The organism is Martelella lutilitoris, from assembly GCF_016598595.1.
Classification (GTDB): Bacteria; Pseudomonadota; Alphaproteobacteria; order Rhizobiales; family Rhizobiaceae; genus Martelella; species Martelella lutilitoris_A.
The window spans coordinates 2,955,899-2,969,813 of the sequence record NZ_CP066786.1 but is presented as its reverse complement, the minus strand read 5'-3'; the positions used below and the strand labels follow the sequence as shown (position 1 = coordinate 2,969,813).

The window sequence follows — 13,915 nt, the reverse complement described above, 5'->3', positions numbered from 1 at the left end:
CATCCCGTCTCGGCCAAAGCCATCTAGACCGGGTCGCCCGGCTTCTTTCAGGAGTATCCAATGCTTTTGGTTCATTATCTCGAAGATTCCCGCGCCCACCGTATCCTGTGGCTGCTGGAGGAGCTCGGGGTCGAATACGAGATCAAGACCTACAAGCGCGGCCAGGACATGAGCGCGCCGGAAAGTCTGAAGAAGGTGCACCCGCTCGGCAAATCGCCGGTGATCGAGGATGACGGCACGATCATTGCCGAGAGTGCCGCGATCGTCGAATATCTGATCGACAGATACGGCGGCGACAGCGGGCTGCGTCCGGCGCCCGGAACCGATGCGGCGCTGCGCTATCGTTACTGGCTGCATTATTCGGAAGGTTCGGCCATGCCGATCCTGGTGATGAAGCTCGTGTTTCAGAAGATTCCCGAACAGGGGCCGAAACTCCTTCGCCCGCTGTTGAACGCGATCTCCAACGGCGTAATGAAGAAGCTCACCGATCCGCAGCTCAAAACCCACGGCGCATTCTGGGAAGCCGAGCTTCAGCGCGATGGCTGGTTCGCAGGCAAGGATTTCACCGCCGCTGACATCATGATGAGTTTTCCCGTGGAAGTCGGCATGGAGCGCATCCCTTTCGACCAGCGCCCGCAGGCGCTCCTCGATTATCTCGTCGCCATCCACGCCCGCCCGGCCTACCGCCACGCCTTGCAGCGCGGCGGGGCGTATCGGTATGGGGGCAATCCGATTTCGTGATGGCCCGTCATTACGCTGCGGGTTGCGCGCACTTGTGATCGAACGTGAAGGATTTCGGGGCAGGTTTGTGCCTCTTCGGCCGCCCGTCACACTGGCAATTGCCTAAAAAACAGGCTAGAGAGACGGGCCGCCGGAGCCCCGCTATTGTCTGGCCCCGGCGTGTCAGCCTCTGGTGAAATCATGTCTGTCACAATGCCTCCTGCGTCCGCAGCCGGTCATTCGTGGTTGTCCCATTTCCGGGAAACCTTTGCTCTTGGAATTCCGCTCATCGGCGCACAGCTTGCCCAGCAGGGCATCAATGCCACCGATATCTTCATTCTTGGACAATTAAGCGCGCTGGATCTCGCGGCCGCTGTCCTTGCGACCCAGTATTACTTTACGATCTTCATCTTCGGCATGGGGCTCGCCATTGCGGTAATGCCCATGGTCGCACAGGCCTATGGCCGCGGCGATGAGGTCGCCGTGCGCCGCTCCATGCGCATGGGCATGTGGGCTTCGATCATTTACAGCGTCTTGTCTCTGCCGTTGTTCTTCTGGGCCGAACCGATCCTTCTGGCGTTCGGTCAGGAGCCGGATGTGGCGGCCAAGGCGGCGCAGTATCTTTTTGTCGTCGGCTTCGCGCTGTTCCCGGCGCTGCTGTTCCAGGTCCTGCGCTCGCTGGTGAGCGCGACGGGGCACGCGCGGGTGGTTCTGTGGGTTTCGATGCTGACGCTGGTCGTCAATGCCGTGGTCGCCTACGGGTTGGTGCTCGGCGGCTTCGGGATGCCGCAGATCGGCATTCGCGGCGCGGCGATCGCGACCTTTGTCGGTCAGGCGTTTGGCTTCCTGTATCTGGTCGCCTATATCGGCCGCGACGCGATGCTTGCCCGCTATGCGCTCTTCGTCCGCTTCTGGAAACCGGACTGGCATGCGCTGAGGGAGGTGGTTCTGCTTGGCTTGCCGATCGGGATTTCCGTTCTGGCGGAAGTATCGATGTTTACCGTTTCGTCGGTGCTGATGGGCCAGTTCGGCACTGTGCCGCTGGCCGCCCACGGCATCGCCATTCAGCTGTCCTCGATCACCTTCATGGTGCCGCTGGGCTTGTCCCAGGCGGCCACGGTGCGCGTCGGCGTGTTCCACGGCGCAAACGACCGGGCCAATGTGACGCGTGCCTCCGCCATTGTCATGGTGGTGGCGATCGGTTTTGCCGTTGCAAGCGGACTGGCCTTTGCCTTCGCGCCGCGCGCGCTGTCGTCGCTGTTCATCGATGTCAGCCTGCCGGATGCGGCAGCCGTGATCGCCTATGCCGCGCCCTTGATCGTCATCGCGGCGCTGTTCCAGCTGCTCGACACGGCGCAGGTGATCATGAACGGGTTTCTGCGCGGTCTGAAAGATACCCGTATCCCCATGGTGCTGGTGCTGATTGCCTACTGGATCATCGGGCTGCCGGTCGCCTGGCTGCTCGCCTTTCCCGCCGGCCTCGGCGGGATCGGCATCTGGATCGGCTTCCTCTGCGGCCTCGGGGCTGCGGCGGTGATGCTCAGCATCCGCTACTGGCGGCTGCTGCAGAGGGCGGAAGGTTAGGCAAAACGGGCCTTTTTCCTTTCGTTTTCGCTAAAACAGGCGGATAATGGCGGGGCTGGCGAAAGCCGGGCCTGTCATCGCGGGCGGGAGGAAAAACGATGCGCAACGATATCATTTTCGGGGCTGTCCTGCCCTGGCTGACCTATCTTCTGGCCAAGCATTACGATTTTTCGACGGTTCACGCACTGGCGTTCGGCTCGGTCTTTCCGATCGCGGTGATTGTCGTGGCCTATGTCCGCAGCAACCGGCTGGCGGCGATCGGCGTCATCACGCTTGCCGCAACGCTGGCCTCGCTGATCGGCAGTCTCTATTTCGACAGCCCCTATCTCGCGCTGCTGAAGAATTCGCTGATCACCGGATTTATCGGGCTTGTCTTTGCCGGCTCGCTGCTGATGCCGCGTCCTCTGGTGTTTCATTTTGCCTCGGAAGGCGACCCCGAGGAACGCAAGAGCCTGAACCGGCTTTATGCGGCCTCGCCGGATTATCGCGCGCTGATGCGCTTCATGACGATTGTCTGGGCGGTCGTGCTCATTGCCGAGGCGTGTCTGCGCGCGCTGATCATCCCGCTGATGCCGGTCAGCGTCTTTCTGGTGGTTTCGGAGGCGATGTGGATTACCGTTTTCGCGCTGATGATGGCGTGGAGCTGGCGTTATGGCGGGCGAAAGGGCAAGGCGATCGCCGATGCGGAGGCCGCTCGCGAAAAGCATTCCTATTCACGCCACCCACGCAACAAGAAAGGGCCGCGACACGCGACCCCTTGAAGCGTTCTCAAAAACTGCAGACGCTCAGGCGCGTTCTTCCAGCAGCGTCTCGCCCTTCTTCTCGCGCACCAGATTGATGAAGCGGCGGAAGAGGTAGTGGCTGTCCTGCGGGCCGGGAGAGGCTTCCGGGTGGTGCTGGACGGAAAACACCGGCTTGCCGGCAAGCGCGATGCCGCAATTGGAGCCGTCGAACAGCGAGACATGCGTTTCGGTGACGCCGTCCGGCAGCGACGCCGAATCGACCGCAAAGCCGTGGTTCATCGAGACGATCTCGACCTTGTTCGTGGTGTAGTCCTTCACCGGATGGTTCGCGCCGTGGTGGCCCTGATGCATCTTCACGGTCTTTCCGCCGAGCGCCAGCGCCAGCATCTGGTGACCGAGGCAGATGCCGAACACCGGCAGGCCGCTGTCGATGAGGGCGCGGATCACCGGCACGGCATATTCGCCGGTCGCCGCCGGGTCGCCGGGACCGTTGGAGAGAAACACGCCGTCAGGCGAGAGCGCCAGAATGTCTTCCGCCGAGGTCTTGGCCGGCACGACGGTGACCTTGCAGGAGAGGCCGGCGAAGAGGCGCAGGATGTTGCGCTTCACGCCGTAATCGACGCAGACGATGTGGTATTTCGCATCCGCCTCACCCAGCGTGCCATAACCCTCGTTCCAGACCCAGGGCGTTTCATCCCATCTGGAGGACTGGCCGGAGGTGGCGACCACGGCAAGGTCGAGCCCTTCGAGCCCACCCCAGGCTTTTGCCTCCGCCTTCAGCGCATCGAGATCGAAATTGCCGTCGGGATCATGGGCGATCACCGCGTTCGGCGCGCCGTGCTCGCGGATCCAGGCCGTCAGCGCGCGCGTATCGATGCCGCAAAGGCCGATAATGCCGCGCGCCTTCAGCCAGGCATCGAGATGGCCGGCGGAACGGTAGTTCGAGGGCTGGGTGATGTCGGCCTTGAAGATCGTGCCCACGGCGCCGCGGCGGGCCGCCGGCGTCAGGTCCTCGATATCCTCGCCATTGGCGCCGATATTGCCGATATGGGGGAAGGTGAAGGTCACGATCTGCCCGAGATAGGACGGATCGGTGAGGATTTCCTGATAACCGGTCAGCGCCGTGTTGAAGCAGACTTCCGCCTGCACGCGGCCCGTTGCGCCGATACCCTTGCCGAAAATCGTCGTCCCGTCGGCCAGAACCAGAACGGCCGTCGGCTTTTCAGTCATCCATGCGGAGGAGGTCGTCATCTTAATCCTTGTCGTGTTCCTCGCCGGCCTCACGGCCGATTGAACGAGGCCTGCCCTGCGCTTATATATGACCCGCACGAACGGGTTCACTCATCGCTCCGGCGATAAGCCGGTGGTCAGAGAGATGGGCAGACCTTTTTTTGATGCGGTCGCGGGAAAATAGTCAAACGCTGCTTGCGGGTCAATTGCTCTCGGTGCAGACTTGTGGCATCTGCTCAAATTATATGACGAGCCCGTTTTTTAATTTGATCGCAGTCCTCGTTTTCGGTAAACGCCGCCGCTTGTCGACATGTGTCGGCGAAGGTTCTCAAAAAAACTGGCGTTGCCAGGAGTAGGTTGATGTTGCGCGACAAACTCGCACTTGCACTCAAAGATAGCTCGAAAGCCGACGATCCGGTTCGTTTTTGCACTTTGCGACTGGTTCATGCCGCCATCAAGGACCGTGACCTTGCCCATCGCGCCAGCGGGAAGGACCCCGTCAGCGACGATGATATCGGCCAGATCCTGTTGAAGATGCTGAAGCAGCGCAAGGAATCATCCCGGCTCTACGAAGAGAAGGGGCGTCATGACCTCGCCGCCCAGGAGCGCGAGGAAATGGCCGTGATCCGCGAATTCCTGCCGGCGCAGCTGCCCGAGGAAAAGATCCGCGAGGTCTGCGCCTCCGTCGTCGAAGAGACCGGCGCCCAGGGCCTGCGCGACATGGGCAAGTGCATCGAGACGCTGAAGGACCGCTATTCCGGCCAGATGGATTTTTCCAAGGCCTCCGGCGTCGTCAAGGAAATGCTGAAATAATCACCACGCTCGAGGGCTGTGGAAATCTTCCGTGGATATGTGGGATAACTCCCTTCGGCGACGATAGACGGAAGCGTCGCGCCGTAAGGTGATTGTCCCGCAGGCTGGCGGCATTACCGGCGCAAACGAGGGCCAGATGCGATTTCCGTCATCATTTCTGGATGAAATCCGAGACCGTGTGCCGATTTCGAATGTGATCGGCCAGCGGGTGACGTGGGACCGCAGGAAGACCAATGCGGGGCGCGGCGACTTTTGGGCCTGCTGCCCTTTCCATGGCGAGAAGACCCCGAGCTTTCACTGCGAGGACGGCAAGGGTCGCTATCACTGCTTCGGCTGCGGGGTCTCCGGCGACCATTTCCGCTTTCTGACCGATCTTGACGGCATGAGCTTTCCCGAAGCGGTGCAGCGCATTGCCGACATGGCCGGTCTGCCGATGCCGGAAATCGATCCGCAGGCGCAGAAGCGCGAGGAGAAGCGTCGCACGCTGATCGATGTGATGGAGCTTGCGGCAGGCTTCTTTCAGGACCGGCTGCAATCGGGCGACGGGGCGCGGGCGCGGGCCTATCTGCGCGAGCGCGGATTGTCCGCCCGCACGATCGACACGTTCCGGCTCGGCTATGCGCCGGAAAGCCGCAACGCGCTGAAGGAGTTTCTGGCCGCCAAGGGCGTGGAGAAGCGGGAGATCGAGGCCTGCGGTCTCGTCGTCCACGGACCGGATATCGCCGTTTCCTATGACCGTTTCCGCGACCGGATCATGTTTCCCATCCTTTCTTCGCGCGAGAAGGTGATCGCCTTCGGCGGGCGCGCCATGCGCCCGGATGCGCTGGCGAAATATCTGAATTCCAACGAGACGGAACTGTTCCACAAGGGCAATGTTCTGTTCAACTTCGCCCGCGCGCGGCGTGCGCTGTCAGGCGCGGACGGCGCCGGCACGGTGATCGCGGTTGAAGGCTATATGGACGTGATCGCCCTGCATCAGGCCGGCATCGAGAACGCGGTCGCGCCGCTCGGCACGGCGCTGACGGAAAACCAGCTTCAGCTTCTCTGGCGCATGACCAGCGAACCGGTGCTGTGCTTTGACGGCGACAGTGCCGGCCAGCGCGCCGCCGAAAGGGCGGCAGGCGTCGCGCTGCCATTGCTGAAGCCCGGCCATTCGCTGAAATTCGCCTATCTGCCGGAAGGAAAGGACCCGGATGATCTCGTGCGCGAGGGCGGCAGGCAGGCTTTCGAGCAGATCATGCGTCAGGCGCGTCCGCTTGCCGACACCGTGTTCGAGCGCGAGGCGGGCAGTGATGACAACGCGACGCCCGAACGGCGCGCCGCGATCGAGGCGCGGATCAACCAGCTGGTGCAGACCATCGGCGACGAGAATGTGCGCCGCCATTACCAGCAGGATTTCCGCAACCGGCTGTTCCAGCGATTTCGCGGCGGCAGCCCGCGCGGCGGCAATTTCGTTCCGGGCAAGGGGCGGGGCAGGGGCTTCGAAGCGCCGAAAGGCGGCGGCTTCTCGCCTTCCGAGCGGCTGTCGCGCTCGCCGCTTGCGAGCATTCGCCCGGCCGGTGCAGCGCTCACCTTCCGCGAATGCCAGCTTGTGTTCTGCCTGCTGACCCACCCGGAACTGGCGCGCGAGGATTTTGACAGCATCGCCGCGCTGACCTTCGACGCGGCCGAGATGCGGGCCTTCTGGCCGGTCTTTCTCGCCGAGGCCTCGCGACCGGACGCCGGCCGGGAAAAGCTTCATCAAAGACTGGAGGATCAGGGCTTTGCGCCCTTGATCGGTCAGCTCAAGAGCCATGTCAGCCGCAATGTCGGCTGGATCGCCGGGCCGGATGCCGCCCTTGAGGACGTGCGCGAGGTCTATCGCCAGGCCTTGTCGCTGCACAATCGCGCCCGTTCGCTTGCCCGCCAGAAGGCCGAGCTCGAGCGCGAGCTTGGCGAGGCGACCGAGGAGGGCAATCTGGAGCTTCTCGAGGAATTGATGCCGGCGCTGATCTCGGTACAGAACGAAATCAGCCGGATCGACAACCAGGAGGCGGAGATCGAGGGGTTCGGACTGATGTCTGGCCGCGGCGGGCGCTCCGGCGCGACGGGTTAGCATGGCGCGCCGATGAAGGATTCTCGGGCGCCGGACCTGGCCGCACCTTGTATTTCCTTCACTTCGTTCTAAATGTAGTCTCGCGGGTCGTCAGGAAGGCTGCATCGGTCCGGACATCGCAAGAAGCGTCACGCGGGTGGCTTTTGGAGCGCATTTACGATATGAAATCGCGCGATCCCCGTTTTGACGCTTGACGGATGGCGAAAATCTGGGAATCACCAGTTAGAATGGCACAACGCAGCGCAATTTCATGATCTGGACAGTGTTCACCCGGGGTGACAGGCTCCGCGACGGTGAAGTCTGTCCTGTTCATGGTTGAAGTTTTGAAGCCGACCGGAACGGACCTCTAAAAAGGTCCTTAATCATTTGTCGGTAATGCCGCTCGAGAAACTACGGCATAAGCGTCAGGGAAGCAAAATCTATGGCAACAAAAGTCAAGGAAAACGAAGAAGCCGAAACCGAACGCGAAGGCGGAACCGACGGCCCTCTTCTGGACCTTTCCGATGATGCCGTCAAGAAGATGATCAAGGCCGCCAAGAAGCGCGGCTTCGTAACCATGGACGAGTTGAACTCCGTCCTGCCCTCTTCCGAAGTGACCTCAGAGCAGATCGAGGACACGATGGCGATGCTGTCCGACATGGGCATCAACGTGATCGAGGATGAGGACGAGGTCGACAACGACGGCGACAGCGGCGATAGCGACAATTCTTCCGACGACGACGGCAATTCCGACAGCGACAGCACGGAGGTGGCGACGACGACGGGCACGGCCGTTGCCCAGACGAAGAAGAAGGAACCGACCGACCGGACCGACGATCCGGTGCGCATGTATCTGCGCGAAATGGGCTCGGTCGAGCTTCTGTCGCGTGAGGGCGAGATCGCCATCGCCAAGCGGATCGAGAGCGGCCGCGAGACGATGATCGCCGGCCTCTGTGAAAGCCCGCTGACCTTCCAGGCGCTGATCATCTGGCGCGACGAACTGAACGAAGGCACGACGCTCTTACGCGAGATCATCGATCTGGAAACCACCTATTCCGGTCCCGAGGCCAAGGCTGCGCCGCAGTTCCAGAGCCCGGAAAAGATCGAGGCCGACCGCAAGAAGGCGGAAGAAAAGGAACAGGCCCGCAAGAAGCGTTCCGACGACGTCACCGATGTCGGCGGCGAGGGCGTGCAGCCGGAGGAGGACGACGAGGAAGAGGACGAATCCAACCTGTCGCTGGCCGCCATGGAGGCGGAACTGCGCCCGCAGGTGATGGAAACGCTCGACCTGATCGCCGAGACCTATGTCAAGCTGCGCAAGCTGCAGGACCAGCAGGTGGAAGCGCGTCTGGCCGCCACCGGCACGCTGACGAACGCCCAGGAGCGCCGCTACAAGGAGTTGAAGGAAGGGCTGATCACGGCTGTGAAGTCGCTGTCGCTCAACCAGAACCGCATCGACCTTCTGGTCGAGCAGCTCTACGACATCAACAAGCGCCTCGTCGAAAACGAGGGCAAGCTTCTGCGCAAGGCCACCCAGCGCGGCGTCTCGCGCGACGACTTTCTGCAGCATTACCACGGGGCCGAGCTTGATCCGAACTGGATGAAGTCGATCGGCAATCTTTCCGGCAAGGGCTGGAAGGAATTCGCCAGCCAGGACGGCGCCGATATCAAGGAGCTCAGGAGCGAGATCCAGAGCCTTGCGACCGAAACCGGCATCTCGATCGCCGAGTTCCGCCGCATCGTCCACATGGTCAAGAAGGGCGAGCGCGAGGCGCGCATCGCCAAGAAGGAGATGGTGGAAGCCAATCTTAGACTGGTGATCTCGATCGCGAAGAAATACACCAATCGCGGCCTGCAGTTCCTCGATCTCATCCAGGAGGGCAATATCGGCCTGATGAAGGCGGTGGACAAGTTCGAGTATCGCCGCGGCTACAAGTTCTCGACCTATGCCACATGGTGGATCCGGCAGGCGATCACCCGTTCGATCGCCGACCAGGCCCGCACGATCCGTATTCCGGTGCACATGATCGAGACGATCAACAAGATCGTCCGCACCTCGCGCCAGATGCTGCACGAGATCGGCCGGGAACCGACGCCGGAAGAGCTCTCCGAAAAGCTCTCCATGCCGCTCGAAAAGGTCCGCAAGGTGCTGAAGATCGCCAAGGAGCCGATCTCGCTCGAGACCCCTGTGGGTGACGAGGAGGATTCGCATCTCGGCGATTTCATCGAGGACAAGAACGCGCTTCTGCCGATCGATGCGGCCATTCAGGCGAACCTGCGCGAGACGACGACCCGCGTGCTTGCTTCGCTCACGCCGCGTGAGGAGCGCGTGCTGCGCATGCGCTTCGGCATCGGCATGAACACCGACCACACGCTTGAGGAAGTCGGCCAGCAGTTCTCGGTGACCCGCGAACGTATCCGTCAGATCGAGGCCAAGGCGCTCAGGAAGCTGAAGCACCCGAGCCGCAGCCGCAAGCTCAGGAGCTTCCTCGATAGCTGAGGCGGCGGACGTCTTGCTGAGAATGATGAGAACCCGGTCGAAAGGCCGGGTTTTTTGTCTGCTGACAAAGCAAACCCCGCTCTCCTTCGTCACCCTCGGGCTTGTCCCGAGGGTCCAAGCACGTATCGAAACGACAAACGTATCGGGTGAAATATCATTTTAAACGAACTATTACGGGCCGCCAACGCCGTCCGTGCGAAGCGGTGGATAGATCCTCGGGACAAGCCCGAGGATGACGTCCGTAGGGGGGCGGGTTTGTCGACAGGGTAAACGCGACCGAAAGGCCGGGTTTTTCGCACTTAACCGTTCGGCGTTGGTGCGAAAATGGTCGCTCCACAACAGCGCGGAGCAGATCGATGGATGGACGGCGCCAGAATTCTCGGCCTGATGATTCTGATTGGCAGGCCGGCGCTTGTCTGTCTCGCCTTGGCCGGCGTTCTCCTGAAGGGGGCGAGGAGGACAGGCAAAGACCGGAACGAGCGACATTCGCACGTCCGGCAAGCGCCAAAAGGCATTCCCCGCATGGGGCCATGGCCAGCGGAGAAAACGGCGGCTCCCTCGTGCGTGCGGAGAGCCCAAAAGCCCAGGCGCCGCTCCTCGAAGCGCCTGTGCGTGTCGCGCAGGCCGAAGGCAGGGCCTTCGGCGCAACGGCCGGAGAAACTTACTCCGTGACCTGCAGATTGACCGCCTTGGGGCCCTTGCCGCGACGGTCCGGCTCGGTGTCGTAGCTGACTTTCTGGTTTTCCGTCAGTCCGGTCAGGCCGGAAGACTGCACGGCGGAGATGTGGACAAAGATGTCCGCGCCGCCATTGTCCGGCTTGATGAAGCCGTAGCCCTTATCGGTATTGAAAAATTTCACGGTGCCAGTCTCGGCCATACTTCAAGGTCCTTTTCTCACCGCCCCGCTTGCACGAAAATGGGCGGTATTCCAATGCTCGTTTTGCCCTTCTGGGCAGCGCAGGCGTTTCTCGAATTTTTAAGGAAAGGTACCTTTATTACCGCGGCTCCGGACGACCTGAACACGACTACAGGCCAAATCCTTCAAAGGCCGCCCGGAAAGTTAGCGTTTCCGGCGCGCATGAGATTATATGGTCTTCCCGTGCTCGCAAAATGCCCGAACGCAATCAGAATGCGGTGTTTACACGAATTTGGCAAGCGAAACTTTGACAATCGATGGAGAAGGCGTCCCAATGCGCGCCGGAAGCTGTATTGGTTCGGACAATTCGAAGCGCTGCCAAGAACATCGATCACGGATATACTGAGGCGAACTTCGGGCTCCGCTGTGCAAAGATGACCAGGAATAGGAGCCGCGCCTTACCCGGCTCTAGCTTTTTGGCCTGAAGCTGGTGTAGGGGAGGGGAATGGCGAAGCCCCGATGAGAACGGGCGCGCCGACGGTGCGCGATGCGATATTGAGATTTCCGGGAGATGCCCATGCGTCACAGATTGTCGTTTCGGATTGCCGCCTTCGCCCTTGCTCTCGGCTTCGTTCCCGCCGGCGCATTCGAATATCGCCAGATCGACGACTGGGCCGTGAGCTGCGACAATGCCTATGTCTGCACGATCTCGCTTAATCCGCCGACGCCGCAGGACGGCAATGCCGATCTTGCCGCGATCCAGTGGCACAGAAGCGCCGATCCCGCAGCGCCGCTTTCGCTCAGCCTGCCCTTTCCGCCCGGCTTCTTCCAGAAAGGCGATGCAAAGGGCGCCTTCCGCATCAGCATCGACGGCGTCGAGGCCTATGGCGTCGCCATCGCTGATCTTGCCAAGGACGAAGCCGTCGGCACTTTCGGCGTCAGCGATCCGGCGGCGCTGGCGGCGTTGTTTGCGAAGATGACAGCGGGCAAAAGCGCGACGATCGCCTATAGCGGCGGGCTTGGCGATTTCGCCTCGACCATCGTGCTTGCCGGACTTTCCGACAGCGCCCGTTTCGTTGATGACCTGCAGGGCCGTAAGGGCCGCACGGACGCGCTGGTGGACAAGGGCGACGCAGCGCCGCCAGAGAGCGTCAGCGTCTGGTCTATCGACACTTACAAGCAACTGCCGCCGTCGATCCTCAGAAATCTCAGCGACGAAAACAGCGTTTGCTACACCGATGAGGCCCATCTCGATCAGGCCGATGCCTTCGGGTTCAACGCCGGCGCCAGCACGATCATGCTCCTGCCCTGCGGGCCGTCCGGGGCCTATAACCAGCCCTACCAGCTTTATGTCGGCAAGGACCAGGAATTCCACCGGGCCGAGTTTCCGAATGTCAGCGAGGCAGGCATCACCGTCCTCGACACGGTCTACAATGTCAATTTCGATCTCGATAACCGCAAGCTTTCATCCGTCTATCTCGGACGCGGGCTCGGCGATTGCGGCCTGGCGCATTACTGGAGCCTCGATGAGCAGGCGACGGGCAATCCGCTCGTCCTCACCCATGAGCGCGCCAAGAGCGCCTGCGACGGCAAGGATGTCGGCGCCGCCAACTGGCCGGTGACCTGGCAGACGACGCTCGGGCGGCACGGAAATGCGGCGGACAAGGCCAACAAGGCCGATAACGCCGGCAACGCCTCCGAGGCGAAATAGAGTATCGGGCGAAAGAAAGGTGGTTACCGATTTTTCGATAACCCGATGCGCCTAAACAAAGAGATGGATCATCGGGCGGTTCAGATTAACCGCCCGATGATCTGGCATCGTCGTTCAGGGACGGTAGACCCGGAGCAACTGCCCGTTCGCCTCGTCGGTCGTCAGCAGCACCGCGCCGTCGGGCGCGACCTTCACGTCGCGCAGCCGGCCGAAGCGGTCTTCGAACAGACGGTGTTCCGCCGTCGGCACACCGTTTTCATCCACCGCGACATGGGCGAGCAGCCGGTCCTTCAGGGCGGTGACGAGGAAGTCGCCGTCCCATTCGGGAAACATCTCGCCGCGATAGACGGCGATGGCGCCGGGCGCGATCGACGGATCCCAGTAATAGAGCGGCTGTTCCAGCCCCTCCGCATGGGTGCCCCGGCCAATCTCGGCCCCGGAATAATGCACGCCGTAGGAGATTTCCGGCCAGCCGTAATTGGCGCCGGCCTCGGGGATGTTGATTTCGTCGCCGCCGCGCGCGCCGTGCTCGACCGTATAGAGAATGCCGGTCGCGGGGTCGATGGTGATTCCCTGCGGATTGCGGTGGCCGATGGACCAGATTTCGGCAGATGCGCCGCTTTCTCCGACATAGGGGTTATCGTCCGGTACGCTACCATCGGGGCGGATGCGCAGGATCGAGCCCGCATGATCGCCGGCGTTCTGGGCGCGGTCGCGCTCGCCGCGGTCACCGATCCCGAAGAACAGGTTGCCGTCTTCGTCAATGGCAATGCGCGAGCCGAAATGGCGGTTGGTGCCGGTAAACCGGTTCATGGCGAAAATCCGCTCGACCGTACCGAGTTGCGCTGCCGCGCGATCAAGGGTCGCGCGGAACACCGCAGTGCCCTGACCGCCATCGCCGGAGATCGAAGCGGTGAAGTAGATCACGCGATTGTCGGCAAAATCCGGATCGAGCGCCACGTCGAGCAATCCGCCCTGGCCTGCCGCGTAGACCTCCGGCAGGCCCGAGACTTCGCGTACGCCGCCCTCGGCATCGATGAGGCTCAGCCGGCCGGGCCGTTCGCTCACCACGAAGCTGCCGTCGTCAAGGGGTTCGACGGACCAGGGATGGGCAAGGCCCGAGGCGATCTCCTCAACGGCAAGCGGCGGCGTTTGGGCGCGTGCGGGCTGGGCCTGCGCCAGAACTGCGGCTACGGCAACGAGCGCGACGGTCTTCGGAAAGGCAAAGGTCACGGGCGGCCTCCTCTGGCATGAGATGCGAACATCGTCCTCGCCATTGAGCTAGGCGCGATCCGGTGCCCGGCAAGGGGCTGGCATCACACAAGATTGTGAGTCGAAGAAGACCGAACGACGCCGGCTCCTGTTGGAACCGAACTGCCGCGGCAGGATCAGGAGGGGAAATGGCGCGCCCGACAGGATTCGAACCTGTGACCTTTGGAATCGGAATCCAACACTCTATCCAGCTGAGCTACGGGCGCCCTTGCGTTCCCGCCTGGCGGGATCGCATTGCCGCGTTGTTTAGCGCAGCTTTGGGCGCGCATCAATCGCAAAAAAGACAAAAGGCTCGGAAAGGCCGCAGGCCCGTGCATCCGTCGGTGCGCAGGCGGCCGGGGAGCTATAGACCAAAGTATAAGTAAGTGTCTACTAACATTGAGTGTCTGCCGTGAAAAAGTCATTTACGCCA

The 13,915-nt window shown here is 61.8% G+C and carries 10 protein-coding genes and 1 tRNA gene; 7 read left to right on the top strand and 4 right to left on the bottom strand.

The annotated features are described in order from the left end of the window. Positions 1 to 60: 60 nt before the first annotated feature. The 3 genes from JET14_RS14315 to JET14_RS14305 all read left to right on the top strand — a co-directional run bounded on the left by JET14_RS14315 (position 61) and on the right by JET14_RS14305 (position 3,065). A complete protein-coding gene (locus JET14_RS14315) occupies positions 61 to 741 on the top strand; it encodes a glutathione S-transferase (RefSeq protein ID WP_200334399.1) in 681 nt (226 codons plus the stop codon). A gap of 180 nt (positions 742 to 921) precedes the next feature. Then, positions 922 to 2,304: an MATE family efflux transporter gene (locus tag JET14_RS14310; protein ID WP_200334398.1), complete on the top strand. Its 1,383-nt coding sequence runs from the start codon at positions 922 to 924 to the stop codon at positions 2,302 to 2,304. A gap of 98 nt (positions 2,305 to 2,402) precedes the next feature. After that, the gene (locus JET14_RS14305) at positions 2,403 to 3,065 is read left to right on the top strand and encodes a VC0807 family protein (protein WP_200334396.1); all 663 of its coding nucleotides are present in this window, start codon (positions 2,403 to 2,405) and stop codon (positions 3,063 to 3,065) included. A 24-nt stretch (positions 3,066 to 3,089) separates the two neighbouring features. Here the strand turns inward: JET14_RS14305 and carA are convergent, their stop codons facing one another. Next, complete coding sequence (carA, locus tag JET14_RS14300) at positions 3,090 to 4,298, bottom strand: glutamine-hydrolyzing carbamoyl-phosphate synthase small subunit (protein WP_200334394.1); 1,209 nt, start codon at positions 4,296 to 4,298, stop codon at positions 3,090 to 3,092. Between the two features lie 339 nt (positions 4,299 to 4,637). Here carA and JET14_RS14295 point away from each other — a divergent pair, with 339 nt between their 5' ends. The 3 genes from JET14_RS14295 to rpoD all read left to right on the top strand — a co-directional run bounded on the left by JET14_RS14295 (position 4,638) and on the right by rpoD (position 9,664). After that, positions 4,638 to 5,090, top strand: a complete 453-nt coding sequence (locus JET14_RS14295) for a GatB/YqeY domain-containing protein (protein WP_036237095.1) — start codon at positions 4,638 to 4,640, stop codon at positions 5,088 to 5,090. 136 nt (positions 5,091 to 5,226) lie between these two features. Continuing rightward, complete coding sequence (gene dnaG / locus JET14_RS14290; RefSeq protein WP_200334387.1) at positions 5,227 to 7,185, top strand: DNA primase; 1,959 nt, start codon at positions 5,227 to 5,229, stop codon at positions 7,183 to 7,185. A gap of 421 nt (positions 7,186 to 7,606) precedes the next feature. Next, on the top strand, positions 7,607 to 9,664 hold the full coding sequence (gene rpoD, locus JET14_RS14285; protein WP_200334386.1) for an RNA polymerase sigma factor RpoD: 2,058 nt from the start codon (positions 7,607 to 7,609) through the stop codon (positions 9,662 to 9,664). Positions 9,665 to 10,325: 661 nt separating this feature from the next. On the opposite strand, the gene JET14_RS14280 is transcribed toward rpoD, so the two are convergent. Then, positions 10,326 to 10,541, bottom strand: coding sequence for a cold-shock protein (locus tag JET14_RS14280; RefSeq protein ID WP_024708202.1), 216 nt, complete (start codon positions 10,539 to 10,541; stop codon positions 10,326 to 10,328). A 556-nt stretch (positions 10,542 to 11,097) separates the two neighbouring features. Between JET14_RS14280 and JET14_RS14275 the strand changes: the two genes are divergently transcribed. Next, a complete protein-coding gene (locus JET14_RS14275) occupies positions 11,098 to 12,231 on the top strand; it encodes a DUF1176 domain-containing protein (RefSeq protein ID WP_200334385.1) in 1,134 nt (377 codons plus the stop codon). A gap of 114 nt (positions 12,232 to 12,345) precedes the next feature. On the opposite strand, the gene JET14_RS14270 is transcribed toward JET14_RS14275, so the two are convergent. Both JET14_RS14270 and JET14_RS14265 read right to left on the bottom strand, forming a co-directional pair. Beyond that, positions 12,346 to 13,464, bottom strand: coding sequence for a PQQ-dependent sugar dehydrogenase (locus JET14_RS14270; RefSeq protein WP_246750321.1), 1,119 nt, complete (start codon positions 13,462 to 13,464; stop codon positions 12,346 to 12,348). 168 nt (positions 13,465 to 13,632) lie between these two features. Further along, positions 13,633 to 13,709, bottom strand: a tRNA-Arg gene (locus JET14_RS14265). Positions 13,710 to 13,915 lie beyond the last annotated feature (206 nt).